The sequence below is a fragment of the Aquabacter spiritensis genome, from assembly GCF_004346185.1.
Taxonomy (GTDB): domain Bacteria; phylum Pseudomonadota; class Alphaproteobacteria; order Rhizobiales; family Xanthobacteraceae; genus Aquabacter; species Aquabacter spiritensis.
In genome coordinates this window covers 18659-36714 of the sequence record NZ_SMAI01000014.1, presented here as the reverse complement: position 1 = coordinate 36714, position 18056 = coordinate 18659, and the positions used below count along the sequence as shown (strand labels likewise).

The 18056-nt window shown below is 69.4% G+C and carries 21 protein-coding genes; 11 read left to right on the top strand and 10 right to left on the bottom strand.

Translation table 11 applies throughout. The features are described 5' to 3' along the window. The first annotated feature begins 11 nt into the window (after positions 1-11). The gene (locus tag EDC64_RS18855; RefSeq protein WP_132034264.1) at positions 12-725 is read left to right on the top strand and encodes an alpha/beta hydrolase; all 714 of its coding nucleotides are present in this window, start codon (positions 12-14) and stop codon (positions 723-725) included. A gap of 43 nt (positions 726-768) precedes the next feature. On the opposite strand, the gene ppa is transcribed toward EDC64_RS18855, so the two are convergent. Both ppa and EDC64_RS18845 read right to left on the bottom strand, forming a co-directional pair. Continuing rightward, the gene (ppa, locus tag EDC64_RS18850) at positions 769-1296 is read right to left on the bottom strand and encodes an inorganic diphosphatase (RefSeq protein WP_132034262.1); all 528 of its coding nucleotides are present in this window, start codon (positions 1294-1296) and stop codon (positions 769-771) included. Positions 1297-1341: 45 nt separating this feature from the next. Then, positions 1342-1851 (bottom strand): GNAT family N-acetyltransferase, encoded by a 510-nt coding sequence (locus EDC64_RS18845; RefSeq protein ID WP_132034260.1) that lies wholly within the window; start codon positions 1849-1851, stop codon positions 1342-1344. Positions 1852-2073: 222 nt separating this feature from the next. Between EDC64_RS18845 and EDC64_RS18840 the strand changes: the two genes are divergently transcribed. The 3 genes from EDC64_RS18840 (at position 2074) to EDC64_RS18830 (ending at position 4061) form a co-directional block, all read left to right on the top strand. Beyond that, positions 2074-2376 (top strand): hypothetical protein, encoded by a 303-nt coding sequence (locus EDC64_RS18840; protein ID WP_245504780.1) that lies wholly within the window; start codon positions 2074-2076, stop codon positions 2374-2376. A gap of 188 nt (positions 2377-2564) precedes the next feature. Beyond that, positions 2565-3221, top strand: coding sequence for a peptide-methionine (S)-S-oxide reductase MsrA (msrA, locus tag EDC64_RS18835; protein ID WP_132034256.1), 657 nt, complete (start codon positions 2565-2567; stop codon positions 3219-3221). A 147-nt stretch (positions 3222-3368) separates the two neighbouring features. Then, complete coding sequence (locus EDC64_RS18830; RefSeq protein ID WP_132034254.1) at positions 3369-4061, top strand: fumarylacetoacetate hydrolase family protein; 693 nt, start codon at positions 3369-3371, stop codon at positions 4059-4061. A gap of 51 nt (positions 4062-4112) precedes the next feature. Here the strand turns inward: EDC64_RS18830 and EDC64_RS18825 are convergent, their stop codons facing one another. Further along, positions 4113-4658: an adenine phosphoribosyltransferase gene (locus EDC64_RS18825; RefSeq protein WP_132034252.1), complete on the bottom strand. Its 546-nt coding sequence runs from the start codon at positions 4656-4658 to the stop codon at positions 4113-4115. 149 nt (positions 4659-4807) lie between these two features. Here EDC64_RS18825 and EDC64_RS18820 point away from each other — a divergent pair, with 149 nt between their 5' ends. Next, positions 4808-5221, top strand: a complete 414-nt coding sequence (locus EDC64_RS18820; protein ID WP_132034250.1) for a VOC family protein — start codon at positions 4808-4810, stop codon at positions 5219-5221. Between the two features lie 125 nt (positions 5222-5346). Here EDC64_RS18820 and EDC64_RS18815 read toward each other — a convergent pair whose 3' ends face one another. Genes EDC64_RS18815 through petA form a run of 3 tightly spaced genes read right to left on the bottom strand, consistent with a single transcriptional unit; the run spans position 5347 to position 8020 of the window. After that, a complete protein-coding gene (locus tag EDC64_RS18815) occupies positions 5347-6177 on the bottom strand; it encodes a cytochrome c1 (protein ID WP_132034248.1) in 831 nt (276 codons plus the stop codon). Between the two features lie 20 nt (positions 6178-6197). Continuing rightward, positions 6198-7457 (bottom strand): cytochrome b, encoded by a 1260-nt coding sequence (locus EDC64_RS18810; RefSeq protein WP_132034245.1) that lies wholly within the window; start codon positions 7455-7457, stop codon positions 6198-6200. Between the two features lie 38 nt (positions 7458-7495). Next, a complete protein-coding gene (gene petA, locus EDC64_RS23865) occupies positions 7496-8020 on the bottom strand; it encodes a ubiquinol-cytochrome c reductase iron-sulfur subunit (RefSeq protein WP_245504779.1) in 525 nt (174 codons plus the stop codon). Positions 8021-8384: 364 nt separating this feature from the next. Here petA and EDC64_RS18800 point away from each other — a divergent pair, with 364 nt between their 5' ends. From EDC64_RS18800 to EDC64_RS18790, 3 genes are all read left to right on the top strand, one after another. Next, entirely contained in the window at positions 8385-8858 is a 474-nt protein-coding gene (locus EDC64_RS18800; RefSeq protein ID WP_132034241.1) for a tRNA (cytidine(34)-2'-O)-methyltransferase, read from the top strand. A 120-nt stretch (positions 8859-8978) separates the two neighbouring features. Next, positions 8979-9863: an oxygen-dependent coproporphyrinogen oxidase gene (hemF, locus tag EDC64_RS18795; protein ID WP_207916140.1), complete on the top strand. Its 885-nt coding sequence runs from the start codon at positions 8979-8981 to the stop codon at positions 9861-9863. Between the two features lie 86 nt (positions 9864-9949). After that, on the top strand, positions 9950-10189 hold the full coding sequence (locus EDC64_RS18790) for a YodC family protein (RefSeq protein ID WP_132034237.1): 240 nt from the start codon (positions 9950-9952) through the stop codon (positions 10187-10189). A gap of 24 nt (positions 10190-10213) precedes the next feature. Here the strand turns inward: EDC64_RS18790 and EDC64_RS18785 are convergent, their stop codons facing one another. The 4 genes from EDC64_RS18785 to EDC64_RS18770 are packed head-to-tail and all read right to left on the bottom strand — an operon-like array spanning position 10214 to position 12952. Beyond that, positions 10214-11440, bottom strand: a complete 1227-nt coding sequence (locus EDC64_RS18785) for a CCA tRNA nucleotidyltransferase (RefSeq protein WP_132034235.1) — start codon at positions 11438-11440, stop codon at positions 10214-10216. After that, complete coding sequence (locus tag EDC64_RS18780; protein WP_132034233.1) at positions 11437-11697, bottom strand: DUF6111 family protein; 261 nt, start codon at positions 11695-11697, stop codon at positions 11437-11439. The genes EDC64_RS18785 and EDC64_RS18780 overlap by 4 nt, the downstream gene beginning before the upstream one ends. Continuing rightward, entirely contained in the window at positions 11694-12386 is a 693-nt protein-coding gene (locus EDC64_RS18775; protein WP_132034231.1) for a CoA pyrophosphatase, read from the bottom strand. The genes EDC64_RS18780 and EDC64_RS18775 overlap by 4 nt, the downstream gene beginning before the upstream one ends. After that, complete coding sequence (locus EDC64_RS18770; protein ID WP_132034428.1) at positions 12383-12952, bottom strand: DUF1285 domain-containing protein; 570 nt, start codon at positions 12950-12952, stop codon at positions 12383-12385. Before EDC64_RS18770 ends, EDC64_RS18775 begins: the two co-directional genes overlap by 4 nt. Positions 12953-13212: 260 nt before the next feature. On the opposite strand from EDC64_RS18770, the gene EDC64_RS18765 reads away from it, so the two are divergent. The 3 genes from EDC64_RS18765 to EDC64_RS18755 are packed head-to-tail and all read left to right on the top strand — an operon-like array spanning position 13213 to position 18022. Beyond that, positions 13213-14214 carry an AAA family ATPase gene (locus EDC64_RS18765; RefSeq protein WP_132034229.1) on the top strand — a complete coding sequence of 334 codons (1002 nt, stop codon included), beginning with the start codon at positions 13213-13215 and terminating at the stop codon, positions 14212-14214. A gap of 8 nt (positions 14215-14222) precedes the next feature. Beyond that, entirely contained in the window at positions 14223-15152 is a 930-nt protein-coding gene (locus EDC64_RS18760; protein ID WP_245504778.1) for a DUF58 domain-containing protein, read from the top strand. Continuing rightward, on the top strand, positions 15149-18022 hold the full coding sequence (locus EDC64_RS18755) for a DUF4159 domain-containing protein (protein ID WP_132034227.1): 2874 nt from the start codon (positions 15149-15151) through the stop codon (positions 18020-18022). Before EDC64_RS18760 ends, EDC64_RS18755 begins: the two co-directional genes overlap by 4 nt. Positions 18023-18056: the final 34 nt, after the last annotated feature.

Below are 18056 nucleotides of genomic sequence, written 5' to 3'. Positions count from 1 at the left end.
CCGGAGGCCCCATGCTCGATCCCCATCTCGCCGGCCATCTGGATTTCACCCCAGCGGCGGCGATCCGCGACCTCCCGGGCCTGCCGCCGGGACGGCACTGGCTCGGACTGTTTCCCGAGCGCGACGCGCTGCTGGTGGTGCCGGAGGGGCACGATGCCTCGGTGCCCACGCCGCTGATGGTCCTGTTCCACGGCGGCGGCGGCCATGCCGAGAAGATCCTGCCCATGATGGAGGCGCATGCGCAGGCGCGCGGCTTCCTGCTCCTGGTGCCGCAATCCCTGTTTCCCACCTGGGACATCGTCATTGCCGGAAACGGCCCGGACCGGGAGCGGCTCGACACTGCCCTCGCCGCCGTCGCGGCCCGCCACGCCCTCGATCCCGCGCATCTGTGTTTCGCCGGCCATTCCGATGGCGGCTCCTATGCGCTGTCGCTCGGTCTGACCAACGGCCAGTTCGTGACCCATCTGATCGTGTCGTCGGCCGGATTCATGACGGTGCAGAAGCAGGCGGGCGCGCCGCGCATCTTTCTCTCGCACGGGGTGAATGACGAGCAGATCCCGATCGCGCGCAGCGGACGGGCGCATGCCGCGCTCCTGAAGGAGGCCGGCTACGACGTCACCTACATGGAATATAACGGGCCGCACGCATATCAGCCGCCCATCGTCTCGCTCGCGGTCGACTTCTTTCTCGCGCCACAGTCCGTCCGGCGCAACGGTCCCGTCTGAGCGCGACAGCGCGCCCCCGCCGGAAGCGGAGGCGCGCAAAGTCCTATTTCTTGGCGCGCTCGATCGCCTCGTTGATCAGCCGGAACGCCTCTTCGGCGCCGCCCCAGCGGACGATCTTCACCCATTTGCCGGGCTCGAGATCCTTGTAATGGGCGAAGAAATGTTCGATCTGCTGGATCGTGATGTCCGGCAGGTCCGAATAGGTCTCGACCTTGTCGTAGCGCTTGGTGAGCTTGTGGGCCGGAACGGCGATGATCTTCTCGTCCTCGCCGCCCTCGTCCTCCATCAGCAGCACGCCGACCGGGCGCGCCGCGATCACCGCGCCGGGAATGATCGGCCGGGTATTGGCGATCAGCACGTCGCAGGGATCGCCGTCGCCGGACAATGTGTGCGGGATGAAGCCGTAATTGCCGGGATACCGCATCGGCGTATAGAGGAAGCGGTCGACGAACAGCGTCCCGGCCTCTTTGTCGAGCTCGTACTTGATCGGCTCGCCACCGATCGGCACCTCGATCACCACGTTGACCTCGTGGGGGGGATTCTTGCCGATCTTGATCGCGTCGATGCGCATGTCGCCACTCACTTGAAATGTCGGTTTCGCTGCAGCGCAGCGCGGCTACCGCTGCCAAGCGAAGGCGATCTTGTCCAGGGTTTTCGTCCCGAAACGCTCGGTCGAGGCTGCGACGCGTTGCCCGCCCAGCGCCTCGTAGAAGCCGACCGCGCCGGAATTGTCCTTGAGTGCCCACACGACGAGCCCGCTCAAACGGGCGAGAGAGAGATCGCGCCGGGCCGCCGAAAACAGCCGCTGTCCGAAACCGAGCCCTTGATAGACCGGCTTCAGATAGATTTCGTAGATCTCGCCGCCATAGGGCAGGGCCTTGGCGCGGTTGCCGCCATAATTGGCGTAGCCAACCACTTCCTCCCCCGCGATCAGCAGCGACACGCGGCTGCCGCGGCGGATCGCCTGTTCCCACCAGAGCGGGCCGCGACGCTCCACCATGCGCTCGAGTTCGAGACCGGGGATCAGACCGCGATAGGCCGTGCGCCAAGCCGCATCATGAACCTCCGCCACGGCGGAAGCGTCCTGCGTGCGTGCGCGTCGGATCTCTATGAGTCCAGTGCCCATAGCCGAATGGAAGCAAACAAGGGGCGCCTCATCAAGTCCCTTGGGCGCACCGTTCCCCGCCCCGGCATCCCGATTTTGCGCCGACACTTTCCGGAAATAGGCTAAACCCTTGAATGCCCACGCCTTCGTTTGCGTCCGCGCCTGGTGTCGCGGCCACGTCGTCGTGATAGATAGACGCATGATGTGCGGGCGCGGCGGGGTTTTGGCGCGATGATCCGGTTCGTGTTTCGATTTTTCGGCTTCTGGATTCTGGCGGGCGGGTTCGTCGCCCTGATCGTCGACGGAACACGCTCGATCGCCGCCGCGCGCCTCACCTTCACCTCTGCAGCCGATGCCTGGAGCGCGGTGTCGCCCGACACCTTCGCGCTGGCCCGCGCGCGCCTGACCGATCTTTCCACCTGGGCTTGGCCGGACGTCGCCGCGCCGCTCCTCGGCCTGCCGCTGTTCGTTCTGCTGTGCGGGTTGGGATTTCTCCTCCTGGCCATCGGCCGGGCGCGCCGGCGCTCGCGCTACGAGGTCGGCTGAGGCCGCGCCTCTCGCAAAGCGGGCGGCGGCGCCCCATATTGGGGAGCGAGCCGTTCGAGCCGGCTCGGACGGGTCCCGCATCGCACGATCGGTGGCTTCGACAGACGGCTCACGGATCCGGCCCGAAACCCCGATCGAGCGTGCCGCCCGCGCCGGCAAAGGCGCGGAACGCGCGCGAGGAGCGCACCATGTTCTGGTCCCGCAAGCCGCTTGACCTGCCGACACCCGAGACGGCCTTGAAGGGCCGCCCCGATCCGATCCCGACAGCGGCCGCCCATTTCATCACCGGTGCCGCCCTGCAAGGCCCCTATCCCGAGGGCAGCGAACAGGCGGTGTTCGCGCTCGGCTGCTTCTGGGGCGCCGAGCGTAAGTTCTGGCAGCAGAAGGGCGTTCTCGTTACGGCCGTGGGCTATGTCGGGGGCCATACGCCCAATCCGACCTATGAAGAGGCGTGCTCCGGCCGCACCGGCCATACCGAAGGCGTGCTGGTGGTCTATGATCCCAAGCAGGTCTCCTTCGCCGAGCTGCTGAAAGTGTTCTGGGAGAGCCACGATCCGACCCAGGGCATGCGGCAGGGCAATGATGTGGGCACGCAATATCGCTCGGCCATCTATGTCTCCGACGCCGCCCGCCTGGAGGCGGCGAAGGCCTCCAAAGCGCGCTATGAAGACGCCCTGAAAACCCGCGGTTACGGCCCTATCACGACCGAAATCCGCGATGCTGGACCGTTTTATTTCGCCGAGGCCTATCACCAGCAATATCTCGGCAAAAATCCCTCGGGCTATTGCGGCCTCGGCGGCACCGGCGTCTCCTGCCCGATCGGACTCCCGGCGGCGGCCGAATAGGCCCGAGGCCCCGCCCGCGCGGATCACCGGGGTCGCGCGCCCGAGTGCGGCGCGCGACCTGACGCATTGCTCTGCGACGGCGCAGCTTATCTTATGCCGTCATCGTCGCACGAGGCGCGCGCCGGTCCGGCCGCGCGAGGAGCAGTCATGGCCAGCGCGTTCGTCATTCCCGCCCCCTCCATCGCCACCCTTCCGGTCTCGGGAAGCCCGGCTCTGTTTCCGGTCCACCGCATCTATTGCGTCGGCCGGAACTTCGCCGACCATGCCATTGAGATGGGCCACGATCCCTCGCGCGAGCCGCCCTTCTTCTTCCAGAAGAACCCCGACAATCTCGTCCCCCCCGGCGGGGCGGTGCCGTATCCGAAGCGGACGGCGGACCTGCATTACGAGATCGAACTGGTGGTCGCGCTGAAGGCCGGCGGCGAGGACATCCCGCTCGCCGCCGCGCTCGACTGCGTCTACGGCTATGGCGTGGGGATCGACCTCACCCGCCGCGATCTCCAGGGCGAGGCGAAGAAGCTGGGCCGTCCCTGGGAGGTCGGCAAGGCGTTCGAACTGTCCGCCCCGGCGAGCGCCCTGGTGCCGGCGGAGACGATCGGCCATCCCGCCGCCGGGCGCATCTGGCTTTCGGTGAACGGCACGGTGAAGCAGGAGGGCGACCTCAACCAGATGATCTGGAAGGTCCCCGAAATGATCGCCGAACTCTCGACCCTGTTCCGGCTGATGCCCGGCGACCTGATCTTCGCCGGGACGCCGGCCGGGGTGGGCCCCTGCAAGGCGGGCGATCTGCTGGAAGGCGGCGTCGCCGGGGTGGGAGATATCGCGGTGAAGATCGGCTGAGGCGACCGGCGGGACCGCCGACGCGGTCCCGCTTCCCCCCATCGGGGGATATCAGTGGCCTGCGAACGACAGCAGGGTGCGCACCGGCACGTCCATGGCCCGCAGCTTGTCCGACCCGCCGAGATCCGGCAGATCGACGATGAAGCAGGCCGCCTCGACCCGCGCGCCGATATTGCGCAAGAGCTTCACCGCGCCCTCCGCGGTCCCCCCGGTCGCGATGAGATCGTCCACCAGGATCACCCGCTCGCCCGCCGCCACCGCGTCGACATGCATCTCCATCTCGTCCTGGCCATATTCCAGGGCGTAGGCCATGCGCACGGTCTGGTGGGGCAGTTTGCCCTTCTTGCGGATCGGCACGAAGCCGGCGGAGAGCTGGTGCGCCACCGCGCCGCCGATGATGAAGCCGCGCGCCTCGATTCCCGCCACTTTGTCCACCTTGGAGCCCGCCCAGGGCTGGACCAGTTCGTCGACCGCCCGGCGAAACGCCCGCGCATCGCCGAGCAGGGTCGTGATGTCGCGGAACAGGATGCCTGGCTTGGGATAATCGGCGATGGTCCTGATCGAAGCGGCAAGGTCGGCGGCGAGAAAGTCGGTCATGCGCGGCGATCCGGACTGTTGCGGGCTGCATCCTCGCCTATCATTCGTCGCCCCCTGCGGCCAGTCGGAATCGCCGTGCCGCCGCGGCGCGCCGGGTGCAGGGGCGTCGGAGCCTGCCCCTCAGGAACCGGCGGCCAAGGAGCCCGATCATGACCGAGGCGCGACCGAACATTTTCCCCGCTTTGCGCTATACCGACGGGCCGGCGGCCGTCGCCTTCCTTCAGGCCATGCTCGGCTTCGTGCCGCGCATGGTGATGTCCGATGCCGAAGGCGCGATCGCCCATGCCGAGATGACGTTCGGCCCCGGCCTGATCATGCTGGCTTCGGCCACCCCTGCGGACCCCGCCAACCCCTGGGGCACGGCGGCGATGGGGCTTTATGTGCGGGTGGAGGACATCGAGGCGCATCATGCGCGGGCGCTGGCGGCCGGCGCGGACATCGTCATGCCGCTCCAGGACACGCCTTACGGCTCCCGGGAATATTCCCTGCGGGATCCGGGTGGCCATTTGTGGAGCTTCGGGACCTACGATCCCCTCGCGGCGGAACCCGCCGGCGCGGGCTGAGCGTCGTGAACGTCACGCGAAAAGACTGAACGCATGCCGGACTTCGACGCGGCGGCGCACGGCGCAATCGTCACACCGTGCCGCCGAGCCCGGCGACGCCGGCCCGATGGGCCGGCGGTCGGCACTCAGTGAGAGACGTTCTTCCACACCTTCTTCTTGGTGAAGTAGAGCAGGCCGGACAACAGGATCAGGAAGATGAAGACCTGAAAGCCCATGCGCTTGCGCGCGTCGAGATGGGGTTCCGCCATCCACATCATGAAGGCCGAGACGTCGCGGGAATACTGATCCTCGGTCTGCGGCGTGCCGTCGGTATATTCCACCTGGCCATCGGACAGCGGCTTCGGCATCGCGATCTGGTGGCCGGGGAAATATTTGTTGTAGTGCAGGCCCGGCTGGACCGTGGTTCCGGCCGGCGGCTCGACATAGCCGGTCAGCAGCGCGTGGATATAGTCCACGCCATGCTCCTGATACTGGATGAAGGCGTCGGTGATGAAGCCGGGGAACCCGATATGGTAGGAGCGCGCCTTGGCGAGCACCGAGAAATCGGGGGGATAGGCACCGCCATTGGCGACCCGGGCCGCCTGCTCGTTGGGGAACGGCGCGGGCCAATGATCCGAGAGCCGCCCCGGACGCTGGAACATCTCGCCCTGGTCGTTCGGCCCGTCGGTGATCTGGTATTCCGAGGCCACCGCCTTCGCCTGGGCTTCCGAAAAGCCGGGGCCGCCCTCCTGGGCGAGGTTTCGGAAATACAGGAAGTTCGCGGAGTGGCACGAGGCGCACACTTCGCGGAACACCTTGAAGCCGCGCTGGAGCTGGCCCTGGTCGTAGGTGCCGAACGGCCCCGCGAAGGACCAGGATTCCCGGTGCGGCCGGTCTCCACCTTCCGCCGCCTTGACGGGCGCTGCCAGAAGCAGCGCCGAAGCCAGGGCACCGAAGAGAATGCTGCGATTGATCATCTCTCTCTCCGAGTGCTCCGTCAGGCCTTGGCGTGGGGCGCGGTCGCGCCCTTCGCCCCGCGCGCCAGCACCGCATCCGCTATGGAGGCAGGCAGCGGCTTCGGCCGCTCGAACAGACCGAGCAGCGGCAGAATGACGAGGAAGTGGATGAAGTAATAAGCGGTGAGGATGCGCGAGGCGATCACGTAGCCGCCCTCGGCCGGCTGCGAGCCGAGATAGCCGAGGCCGACGGAGACCACCGCGAAGATCCAGAAGAACTGCCGGAACAGCGGGCGGTAGCGCGCCGAGCGGACCTTGGACGTATCGAGCCAGGGCAGGAAGGCGAGGACCGCGATCGCGCCGAACATGGCGAGCACGCCGCCCAGCTTGTCCGGGATCGACCGCAGGATCGCATAGAACGGCAGGAAGTACCATTCCGGAACGATATGAGCGGGCGTCGCGAGCGGGTTGGCCGGGATGTAATTGTCCGAATGGCCGAGATAGTTCGGGATGTAGAAGATGAACCAGCTGAAGAACAGCAGGAACACCACCATCGCGAAAATGTCCTTGATGGTCGCGTAGGGCGTGAACGGCACGGTGTCCTTGGCGACGCTCTTCACATCGAGGCCGTCGGGATTGTTCTGGCCGACATGGTGCAGCGCCCAGATGTGCAGCACGACCACGCCCGCAATCATGAACGGCAGCAGATAATGCAGCGAAAAGAAGCGGTTGAGCGTGGGATCGCCGACCGAATAGCCGCCCCACAGCCACTGCACGATGGTCTCGCCGATGCCGGGAATGGCCGAGAACAGATTGGTGATGACGGTCGCGCCCCAGAACGACATCTGGCCCCAGGGGAGCACGTAGCCCATGAAGGCGGTCGCCATCATCAGCAGATAGATGATCACGCCGAGGATCCACAGAACTTCGCGCGGCGCCTTGTAGGAGCCGTAATACATGCCGCGGAACATATGGATATAGACCGCGATGAAGAACATCGAGGCGCCGTTGGCATGGATGTAGCGGATCAGCCAGCCATAGCTCACGTCGCGCATGATGTGCTCGACGCGGGCGAACGAGACCGGCGCATAGGCGGTGTAATGCATCGCCAGCACAATGCCGGAGACGATCTGGCAGCCCAGCATGAAGGTCAGGATGGCGCCGAAGGTCCACAGATAATTGAGGTTCTTCGGCGTCGGATAGGCCACCGCCGAGGAATGCAGCAGTCCCATGATCGGCAGCCGGCTCTCGAACCAGCGCGCGACCTTTCCTTGGGGCTGGTAGGTGGAATGTCCTTCCATGGAAGCCAACCTTTATTGAGCGAGGCGACGCGCGCGCGTCAGCCGATCACGATCTTGGTGTCGGAGGTGAAGGTATAAGGCGGGACAGGGAGATTGAGCGGGGCCGGCCCCACCCGCACGCGGCCCGACGAATCGTATTGCGAGCCGTGGCAGGGACAGAACCAGCCGTCATAATTGCCCTGATGGCCGAGCGGCACGCAGCCGAGATGGGTGCAGATGCCGACCACGACGAGAAAATTCTCGTGGCCAGACTTCACCCGGTCCTGGTCCGGCTGGGGATCGATGAGCTGGCTCATCGGCACCGCGCGCGCGGCCTCCACGTCCTTGGGGGCGCGGTTGAAAATGAAGATCGGCTTGCCGCGCCACTGCACGGTTACGATCTGGCCCTCGGCGATCGGCGACAGGTCCACTTCGGTCGTGGACAGCGCGAGCACCGATTGATCGGGCTGAAGCTGGGAAACGAAGGGCCACACCATGCCAGCCACACCGACCGCGCCGACCGCGCCGGTGGCGATATAGATAAAGTCCCGACGTGTGGTTCCCGAGGTCTCCGCATGTGCCACGGCGCTTGTCCTCACTCGTGTCCGACCAGACCGTCGCGGCGCGCTTTGCTGCGGGGGGAAGCTCCGTGCGCGGAAACCCCCTGTCCGCGCGCGTCGCGAGGCCTTTTGCGACGCGTCCGCTGCCCGCGAACCGCCACATTCGATTGCCTCTAATTGCACCCTCTTCCGCCCTTGTCCAGATCGCCGCCGTGCGGCACGCGGTCCTGAGGGGGCGGCATGAAAGCGCAAGCGGGGCGCACCTGGCGCGCCCCCTCCCCACCTGCCCGCGCGGCAGGCGTGCGGGGGCGCCTCTTGTGCCGCGGACGCGAACCCGCCAAGGGAAAGGCGACACTCCCGGCTTTCTCCGATCCAGGCACCGCGCCGCATGATTCTCGGCCTTTATTGTCCCGACATCGCCCAGAATGCCGGCACCTGCCTGCGCACCGGCGCGTGTCTCGGCGTGCCCGTCCACATCATCGAGCCCGCGGGGTTCCCGGTCGGCAATGCCGCCTTCCGGCGCGCCGGGATGGATTATCTCGACCATGCGACCTTCGTGCGCCACGCCGGTTTCGGCGCGTTCCAGGACCTGCTGCGCCGGGAAGCCCGCCGCCTCGTCCTGTTCACCACGCGGGCGGACGGGAGCTATCTCGACTTCGCCTTCCGGCCCGACGACGCGCTGCTGTTCGGCCGGGAATCGGCGGGCGTCCCCGAGGACGTGCACGCCGCGGCTGATGCGCGGCTGATCATCCCGCTGCGGCCGAATTTGCGCTCGCTCAATGTCGCGGTGGCTGCGGGAATGGCATTGGCGGAGGCGCTGCGCCAGACCGGCGGCTTCCCCGGCGCCGCCGATCGGCGCTAGAGCTGGGTCGGGACAGCTCGGCCGCCCGCGATCGGACGCGGCGCGGGACGATTCGCTGATGAAATGCAGACCGTCTCGGCCGCCCCCCCCGGGGCCCCGAGGCGAACCGGAAAGATGGCTATGCTCAGCCCCGACATCGAAGACCGTAAGGCCGCAGCGCGTCCCTGGTTCGAGGCGCTTCAGGGGCGCATCACCGAAGCCTTCGAGACGCTGGAGGATGATGCGCCGGCCGCTCTCTATCCCGGCGCGCCCGGCCGGTTCGAGCGCACCCCGTGGGTGCGCACCGACCATAGCGGCGCCGCGGGCGGCGGCGGCACGATGGCATTGATGCGCGGGCGCCTGTTCGAGAAGGTCGGGGTCCACACCTCGACCGTGCACGGCGAGTTCGCGCCGGAATTCCGCGACCAGATCCCCGGCGCCGCAGAGGATCCGCGCTTCTGGGCGTCCGGAATCTCGCTGATCGCCCATATGACGAACCCGCACGTCCCGGCGGTCCATATGAATACGCGCTTCGTCGTGACCACCCGCAGCTGGTTCGGCGGCGGGGCGGATCTGACGCCGGTGCTCGACGCCCGGCGCACCCAGGACGATCCCGACAGCATCGCCTTCCACGCCGCCATGGAAGCGGCGTGCACGCCCCATGCAGTGGCCGACTATGCCCGGCTCAAGGCCTGGTGCGAGGAATATTTCTTCCTGAAGCACCGCAACGAGCCGCGCGGCATCGGCGGGATCTTCTATGACTGGCTGGACAGCGGCGATTTCGACGCCGACTTCGCCTTCACCCGCGATGTCGGCCTCGCCTTCCTCGACATCTATCCGAAACTGGTACGGGCGAATTTCGCCACGCCCTGGACCGAGGCGGAGCGCGAGGAGCAGCTCGTCCGGCGCGGGCGCTATGTCGAATTCAATCTGCTCTATGATCGCGGCACGGTCTTCGGCCTGAAGACCGGCGGCAACGTCGCCTCGATTCTGTCCTCCATGCCGCCCGTGGTCAAATGGCCGTGACGCCTCGGGCGTCGGCCCGGCGCGGGTGTGATGGGACTGTCACGGAAGGCGTCTAAGCCCTCTTCGAGCATCGAGGAGATCACCACATGGCCTTCGCACCGGGAATGATCGTCCAGTTGAAATCCGGCAGCCCGCCCCTGACCGTGGTCGCCGTCGACGGCGACCGGGTGGAAATCGTGTGGTTCGCGGAAGACGTGGCGGAATTCCGCACCCAGACCCTGCCCGCCATCGCTCTCGACGAACTCGAAGTCGAGGAGTTCGACCTCGAGGACGGCGAAGAAGAAGAAGGCGACGAGGACGAGGACGAGGACGAAGACAAGCACTGAGGGCGGAGGCCCGGCGCGCCGTTTTCAGTCCCGGCGCGCCGCATCGCCGAGGGCGTGCGCGATCAGATCGGGGACCGCGGCGGGATCGGCGGGAAAGTCGGCCGCGATCCAGGCCGCCTCGGCCCGTTTGAGGGCGGCGCCGAGCGCGGGGCCCGGCGCTACGCCGCACGCCTGAAGATCGGCGGCGCGCACCGGCAGGACCGGTTTCACCCAGGTCTGGAGCATTGCGCGCCGCGCCGCATCGGGCGGCGGCGCGCCGCGCGCGACGGCGAGCGCGACGCGGTCGCGGATCGCGCCGGCGCCGGCGCGATAGAGCAGCGCCCGCAGGGCGGACGGCGGAAGGTCGGGCGCGATCGGCCCGGCGCCGAGCGCGGTGAGGCGCGCATGTTCCGGCCCCGACAGCCGCAGGCGCACCCGCAGCCGGTCGGCATCTTCCGGAACCCGCACCGCCAATATGCCGAGCCGCAGGACGGCATCGGCCGGCACGCCCTCGGCGTGCTCCCAGGCGGCGAGCCGGCGCAAAGCGGGGAGATCGCCGATGCCGGCGAGGATCCGGTCGAGAAAACCGGTCTCGCTCAGCGTCTCGACCATGGCGGGCGCGCCCGGCGCCGCGAGAAGTTTCAGGATTTCCGCGCGCACCCGCTCGCGCGAGAGGCCGGCGATCCCGGCGCGGTTGCGGATCGCCGCGGCGCATGCCGCCGGATCGAGCGGGCCCCGTCCATAGGCCGCGTGGAAGCGGAACAGGCGCAGGATGCGCAGATAGTCCTCGCGGATCCGCTGGTCGGGATCGCCGATGAAGCGCACCCGCCGCGCCGCGAGGTCGTCGCGCCCGCCCACGAGATCGATCACCGCCCCCTCGCGCGTGGCGTAGAGCGCGTTCATGGTGAAGTCGCGCCGCGCCGCGTCGCGCGCCCAGTCGCGCCCGAAGCGGACGATGGCATGGCGGCCGTCGGTCGCGACGTCCTCGCGCAGCGTCGTCACTTCGAGCGGCCGGCCGTCCGCGACCACCGTGACCGTGCCGTGGGCGATGCCGGTCGGCACGGCCTTCAGCCCCGCCGCCGCGGCGCGGCGCACCACCTCCGCGGGCATGGCGGTGGTGGCGAGGTCGACCTCGTCGACCGGCGCGCCGATGAGCGCGTTGCGCACCGCGCCGCCGACGATCCGCGTCTCTTCCCCCTCCCCGTTCAGCACGTCGAGCACCCGCGCGAGCCGCGGCTCGGCGAGGAAGGCGGCCCCGGCGAGGCTGGTCATTCGTAGCGGCCGGGGACGAACACGCCGTCCTTCATCTGCGCCGGCACATAGCGGCTGCCGGGCGGCGCGCCCTTGTCCGCCTCGAACACGAACAGGCCGAGCGCCATCAAGGCGACCGCGGCGAGCGCGCAGACCAGCACCGCCCGCGCCGACCAGTTCGCAGGGACGAGGGAGCCGCGCGTCGCCATCAGGATCGCGCCATAGATCACGAACGGCGTCAGGAACAGGGCGGCTTCGATCAGGAGCGTACGGATCATGCGCCGTAAATCCTCTCATAGAGGTTGCGCAGCATGCCGGCGGTGGCGCCCCAGATGTACCGGCCTTGATAGGGCATAGCATAGAAATGCCGCAGCGCGCCGTTGCGCTCGGCGGCGTGGCGGTGATGGTTGCCCGGCGTCATCAGGAAATGCAGCGGCACCTCGAACGCCTCCTCGACCTCGCCTGGATTGAGCGTCAGCGCATAATCGGGCGCCACGATCCCCACCACCGGCGTGATCCAGAAGCCGGTGCGCGAGAGATAGCCGTCGAGAAACCCGATCGGCCGCACGAATTTCCGGTCCAGCCCGACCTCCTCCCAGGCCTCGCGCAGCGCCGCCGCGACCTCGTCGGCGTCCTCCGGGTCGAGCCGGCCGCCGGGAAAGGCGATCTGGCCGGGATGGTGCGACAGCGTCGTCGATCTGAGCGTCAGGAGGATGGCCGGCTCCGGCCGGGCGATCACCGGCACCAGCACCGCCGCATGGCGCGGCTCGCGGTCGAAGGCGTCGGCCGCCGGATCCGGCGCCAGCGCATGGTCGCCGTTCACCCGGCCGATCTCGGCCCGCGAGAACACGGTGGGCGGCGCGGCGAGAAGCCGGGTGCGGGCGCGGGCGAGAAAGTCCGCGAGCCCCGTTTCCACCGGCGCGTCGGCGGGCCGCAGCCCGGCGGGTGGTGCAGGCGCGCCCGTCATGCCGAGGCCCGATGAAGATCGCCGGCCGGCATCATGGGATAGAAGCGTCCGCCGGACGCGACACCGAACATCCGCACGCCCTCCACCTCGCGTTCCTCCGCCAGATCCACCAGATCGATGAACACCGCCCGGGTCAAGCGCGCCTCCAGGCCCCGCCGGACATGTAGATAAGGCACCACTTCCCCCGGCTCCGATCCCGGCGCGAAGCGCAGATCGTGCCCGTCGCCGCACCGCACGAGGTCGTCGAGATTGGTGCGGAACACCAGAACCCGCGCTCCGCCCGCTTCGGCCGCGGCATCGTCCACGGCGAGATCGACGGCGAGGAAGGGCGCATCCTCGACCGTGATGCCGATTTTCTCGGCAGGCGTCTTCAGCACGAAGCGCGCGCCCTCCCGGGTCAGCACGGAGGCGAACAATTTCACGAGAGCGGGGCGGCCGATCGGCGTTCCGCCATAGAACCAGGTGCCGTCCGCCGCGATCCGCATGTCGATGTCGCCGCAATCGGGCGGGTTCCAGCGCTCGACCGGCGCCGGACCCCGTCCGCCCGCCGCGGACACCGCGGCCATCAGGCCTTCGAGCCGCGCCGCGCCGCTTCCGCCGTCTTTTTCCGTGCTTTCGTTCTCCGCCACGTTTCCGACCTCGCAATGAGTTGACAACTTTGCCCGGTGGATGGGCACGTCGGCCTGTCGACGCCGACGCAACTTATCGTAAGCTGACCGTTCGTCCCCGCCGCAAGCGGCCTGCTCCGGTTCTTGCATGGGGACTTGTCCGGCCTCGTCTTGGCCTCTTTCGGCGTGAAGATGGTGGTCGAAGCGGAGAGGCGTGCATGTCGGCACCGAGCGAGACCTTCGACCTAGACCAGATGATCATCCGCAATGCGGAGACCGCGGGGGCCAGCGTGCGGGCCGCCCGCGCCGCCATCGGGACGGTGATTTTCGGCCAAGAGGCCGTGGTCGATCGTGCCCTCATCACCATCCTCGCCGGCGGCCATGCGCTTCTCGTCGGGGTGCCCGGCCTCGCCAAGACCAAGCTCGTCGAAACCATGGGCACCGTGCTCGGCCTCGATGCGCGCCGCGTCCAGTTCACCCCCGATTTGATGCCCTCGGACATCCTCGGCGCCGAGGTGCTGGAGGAAAGCGCCGGCGGCAAGCGCGCGTTCCGCTTCATCCGCGGGCCGGTCTTCGCCCAGCTTCTGATGGCCGACGAGATCAACCGCGCCAGTCCGCGCACCCAATCCGCTCTGCTCCAGGCGATGCAGGAATATCACGTGACCGTGGCGGGCGAACGGCACGATCTGCCGAAGCCGTTCCACGTTCTCGCGACCCAGAACCCGCTGGAGCAGGAAGGCACCTATCCCCTCCCCGAGGCGCAGCTCGACCGCTTCCTGATGGAAATCGACGTCGATTATCCCGACCGCGACGCCGAGCGGCGGATCCTGTTCGACACCACGGCCGCCGAGGAGACCAAGCCGCGCGCCGCCATGACGGCGGAAGACCTGCTCGCCGCCCAGCGTCTGGTGCGCCGCCTGCCGGTCGGCGAATCGGTGGTCGAGGCGATCCTGACCTTGGTGCGCTCCGCCCGTCCGGGTGCCGACGGACCGGAACAGCGGCTGATCGCCTGGGGCCCCGGCCCGCGCGCCAGCCAGGCCCTGATGCTGGCGGTGCGCGCCCGCGCTTTGCTCGACGGACGCTATGCGCCGTCGGTGGACGACGTCGCCGCACTCGCCGAACCCGTCCTGAAGCACCGCATGGCGCTCACTTTCGCAGCCCGGGCGGAGGGCGAGAGCGTGACGCGGATCGTGCGGCGTCTCGTCGACCGGATCGGCTGAGGCGCGGCGTGGCGGACCAGCCCCAAAAGACCGTCGAGCGGGCGACCAGCCAATCCGCCGCCTTGGCCGCGGCCATGCCGCGTCTGGTGCTGGAGGCGCGCCGCATCGCGTCGAGCGTGCAGCACGGGCTGCACGGCCGGCGCCGCGTCGGCACCGGCGAGAATTTCTGGCAGTATCGGCGGTTCGTCGATGGTGAACCGGCGGCGCGCGTCGACTGGCGCCGCTCGGCCCGCGACGATCTTCTCTATGTCCGCGAGCGCGAATGGGAGGCGGCCCATACGGTCTGGATCTGGCCGAGCCTGTCGCCCTCAATGGACTATGCCTCCGGCCGCCTCGCGCCCAAAGGCGAGCGGGGGCTGATCATCGCCTTCGCCCTGGCGGAACTGCTGGTGAAAGGCGGCGAGCGGGTGGGTATTCCCGAACTGATGCGCCCGTCGGCCAGCCGCCGCATCGTCGAGCGCATGGCGGAAGCGGTGATGCACGCGCCGAGCGGCCCGGCGCTGCCGCCGCTCTTCCACCCCTCGCCGCAATCGGAGATCGTGCTCGTCGGTGATTTTTTCAGCCCGACCGCACAGGTCGGCGCGCGAATCGCCGAACTCGCGCGCACCGGCGCCCACGGCGAAGTCGTGCAGGTGGTCGATCCGTCCGAGGAGGCGTTCCCGTTTTCCGGCCGAATCGAGTTCCGGGGCGCCTCCGACGGCGCGACGCTGACGGTGGGACGCGCCGAGACCTGGCGCGCCGATTACCAGACTCGCCTCGCCGCCCATCGCGAGGCGATCCGCGCGGCCGGGGCGCGGTTCGGCTGGAGCTTCGTTGTGCACCGCACCGACCGGCCGGCGAGCGAACTGCTCCTCGCGCTCCATGCCCGCATGGGCGCGGGCGGCACGGCCGGATCCGCGCTTGCGGAGGCGCAGCCGCTTGAAGGAGCCGCCTCATGATGGGCCTGCCCCTCGGCTTCGCGTCGCCTTTGATCCTCACCGCCTTCCTGGCGCTGCCGCTGCTCTGGTTCCTGCTGCGCGTCGTGCCCCCCAAGCCGCGCGAAGTGGTGTTCCCGCCGACCCGCCTGCTGCTCGAGATCGACCCGAAGGAAGAGACCGCCGCCCGCACGCCGTGGTGGCTGACGGCGCTGCGCCTGCTGCTCGCCGCCATCATCATCCTCGCCGCCGCCGGCCCGATCTGGAACCCGCCCGCCGCGACCTCGGCGAGCGACGGGCCGACCGTCATGATCATCGACCAGGGCTGGGCGGCCGCCAGCACCTGGGAGACCCGCATCGCCGCCGCCGCCGGCCTCGTCGACGAGGCCGAAGCGCAAGGGCGGGGCGTCGCGATCGTGCCGACCGGCGACGTGCCGAAGGACGCGACCCTGCTCCTGCCCGCCCAGGCGCGCGACCGGCTGCGCTCGCTCACCCCGGTTCCCTACACCCCGGCGCGGCGCGAGGCGCTCGCTCTCGCCGGCCGGCATCTCGCGGCGGAGCCGCAGGCGGGACTGGTCTTCATCAGCGACGGCGTCGACCTGAAGACCGATGCGGCGCTCGCAACCGACCTCGCGGCCCTGAAGCCGGCGCGGCCGCCGCTGGTGATAGCCGGGGGCGTCGCGACACCCCTCGCCCTCGCCGCACCCGACAATGCGGCCGGCGCGCTGACCGTGAAGGTGCTGCGCCCCGACGAGGGCGCGGCGCGGGGCGGACGGGTCGAGGCGCGCGACCTGAAGGGCCTGAGCCTCGGCGAGGCCCCGTTCGCGTTTGCGCCCGGCGCGCGCGAGACGGAGGCCAGCTTCACGCTGCCGGTCGAGATCCGCAACGAGGTCGCGCGGCTGGAGATCGTCGGCGAGCGCTCGGCCGGCGCGGTCCAATTGCTCGACAAACGCTGGCGCCGCCGCGCGGTGGGCGTGGTCTCCGGCACCAGCACCGATACCGGCCAGCCGCTGCTCGCGCCGACCTATTATCTCGCCCGCGCCCTCGGCCCGTTCGCCGACGTGCGCCTCGCAGACAGCCGCGCGCCGAGCGAGGCGATCACCCGCTTCATCGAGCAGCGCGTGCCGGTGATCGTTCTGACCGATGTCGGCACCATTCCCCCCGCAACCCGCCAGCGCCTCGCCCGCTATGTCGAGGAGGGCGGCGTGCTGGTGCGCTTCGCCGGCCCGCGCCTCGCCAATGCGCAGGACGATCTGCTCCCGGTGCGGCTGCGGCGCGGCGGTCGGGTTCTCGGCGGCTCGCTCTCCTGGGAGACGCCCCAGCCGCTCGGCAGCCTCACCTCGGACGGTCCATTCCGCGACCTTCCGCTTCCCGGAGACATCATGGTGAACCGGCAGGTCCTGGCCGAGCCCGACGGCGCGCTCGGCGATCACACCTGGGCGACCCTGCGCGACGGCACGCCGCTGGTGACCGGGGCGCAGCGGGGCAAGGGCATGGTGGTGCTGTTCCACGTCACGGCCGACACGTCCTGGTCGAACCTCCCGCTTTCCGGCACCTTCGTCGAGATGCTGCGCCGGGTGATCGCGCTCGCCGACACCGCCGCCATCGCCGAGGACGCGCCGGCGGGAACCGCGGCTGCGCGCGGCCCGGAAGTCGCCATTCCTCCGAGCCGTTTGCTGGACGGGTTCGGCGCCTTCCAGCCCGCCGGTCCCCGGGCCCGGCCGCTGCCCGCCGGCTTTGCCGGCCGCGCCAGCGCCGAGCACCCGCCGGGCTTTTACGGGCCGCCGGACGGACTGGTCGCGGTCAATGCCCTGCTGCCGGACGACCGGCCGCTGCCGCTCGATCTCGGCCCGCTCGGCGCCAGCGTCGAGCCGCTGCGCATCGGCGCGCCCCGCGATCTGCGCGGCCCGCTCCTGCTCGGCATTATGGGCCTGCTTCTGCTCGACGCGCTGGCGGTTCTGCTGCTGGCCGGCGGGCTCGCGCGCTTCGGCGGCCGCCGCGCCCGCACCGCCGCATTGCTGGCCGCTGCCGGCCTCGGGGCGGCGCTCCTCGCCCTCGCTCCGCACCCCGCAGGCGCGCAAAGCCCCCCGCCGCCGGCCGCGACCCCCGCACCGCGGGCTGCGGCGCCGAGCCCGGCCGCCAACGAATTCGCGGTCAAGGCCACCGCCCAGACCCGGCTCGCCTATGTCACGACGGGCGATGCGGAGGCCGACCAGATCAGCCGCGCGGGGCTCGGCGGGCTCACCACCTTCCTCGGCCAGCGCACCGCTCTGCAGGCCGGCGAACCCATGGCGGTCGATCTCGCGCGGGACGAACTGTCCTTCTTCCCGCTGCTCTATTGGCCGATCCTCGCCAACACCCCCGCCCCGCCTCCGGCGGTTCTGGCGCGGGTCGACGCCTTCATGAAGCAGGGCGGCACGGTGATCTTCGACACCCGCGATGCGCTCGAGACGGTGCCCGGCGGCAACGGCCCCCTCACGCCCGCCGCGCTGCGGCTGCGGGAAATCCTGTCCGGCCTCGACATTCCCGAACTGGCGCCGGTGCCGCGCGAGCATGTCCTCACCAAGGCCTTCTATCTCCTGCGCGACTTTCCCGGCCGCTTCACCGGCGCGACCACCTGGGTGGAAGCGCTGCCGACGGCCCGCGAGGGCGAGGACCGTCCGGCGCGCGCCGGTGACGGCGTCTCGCCCGTCATCATCACCGGCAACGACCTCGCCGGCGCCTGGGCGGTCTCGCCCGCCGGCGAGCCGCTTCTGCCGCTGACCCCGGGCGAGCCGCGCCAGCGCGAACTCGCCTTCCGCACCGGGGTCAACATCGCCATGTACGTCCTGACCGGCAATTACAAGGCGGACCAGGTGCACGTGCCGGCTTTGCTGGAACGGCTCGGACAATGACGCCGGCGGTCCGAACCGGGGGTCCGGACGGCCG

Bases quoted from the DNA above. Each gene is read 5' to 3' on its own strand.
- EDC64_RS18855 (WP_132034264.1), top strand. From the start codon at position 12: ATGCTCGATCCCCATCTCGCCGGCCATCTGGATTTCACCCCAGCGGCG.
- ppa (WP_132034262.1), bottom strand. From the start codon at position 1,296: ATGCGCATCGACGCGATCAAGATCGGCAAGAATCCCCCCCACGAGGTC.
- EDC64_RS18845 (WP_132034260.1), bottom strand. From the start codon at position 1,851: ATGGGCACTGGACTCATAGAGATCCGACGCGCACGCACGCAGGACGCT.
- msrA (WP_132034256.1), top strand. From the start codon at position 2,565: ATGTTCTGGTCCCGCAAGCCGCTTGACCTGCCGACACCCGAGACGGCC.
- EDC64_RS18830 (WP_132034254.1), top strand. From the start codon at position 3,369: ATGGCCAGCGCGTTCGTCATTCCCGCCCCCTCCATCGCCACCCTTCCG.
- EDC64_RS18825 (WP_132034252.1), bottom strand. From the start codon at position 4,658: ATGACCGACTTTCTCGCCGCCGACCTTGCCGCTTCGATCAGGACCATC.
- EDC64_RS18820 (WP_132034250.1), top strand. From the start codon at position 4,808: ATGACCGAGGCGCGACCGAACATTTTCCCCGCTTTGCGCTATACCGAC.
- EDC64_RS18815 (WP_132034248.1), bottom strand. From the start codon at position 6,177: ATGATCAATCGCAGCATTCTCTTCGGTGCCCTGGCTTCGGCGCTGCTT.
- EDC64_RS18810 (WP_132034245.1), bottom strand. From the start codon at position 7,457: ATGGAAGGACATTCCACCTACCAGCCCCAAGGAAAGGTCGCGCGCTGG.
- EDC64_RS18800 (WP_132034241.1), top strand. From the start codon at position 8,385: ATGATTCTCGGCCTTTATTGTCCCGACATCGCCCAGAATGCCGGCACC.
- hemF (WP_207916140.1), top strand. From the start codon at position 8,979: ATGCTCAGCCCCGACATCGAAGACCGTAAGGCCGCAGCGCGTCCCTGG.
- EDC64_RS18790 (WP_132034237.1), top strand. From the start codon at position 9,950: ATGGCCTTCGCACCGGGAATGATCGTCCAGTTGAAATCCGGCAGCCCG.
- EDC64_RS18785 (WP_132034235.1), bottom strand. From the start codon at position 11,440: ATGACCAGCCTCGCCGGGGCCGCCTTCCTCGCCGAGCCGCGGCTCGCG.
- EDC64_RS18780 (WP_132034233.1), bottom strand. From the start codon at position 11,697: ATGATCCGTACGCTCCTGATCGAAGCCGCCCTGTTCCTGACGCCGTTC.
- EDC64_RS18775 (WP_132034231.1), bottom strand. From the start codon at position 12,386: ATGACGGGCGCGCCTGCACCACCCGCCGGGCTGCGGCCCGCCGACGCG.
- EDC64_RS18770 (WP_132034428.1), bottom strand. From the start codon at position 12,952: ATGGCCGCGGTGTCCGCGGCGGGCGGACGGGGTCCGGCGCCGGTCGAG.
- EDC64_RS18765 (WP_132034229.1), top strand. From the start codon at position 13,213: ATGTCGGCACCGAGCGAGACCTTCGACCTAGACCAGATGATCATCCGC.
- EDC64_RS18755 (WP_132034227.1), top strand. From the start codon at position 15,149: ATGATGGGCCTGCCCCTCGGCTTCGCGTCGCCTTTGATCCTCACCGCC.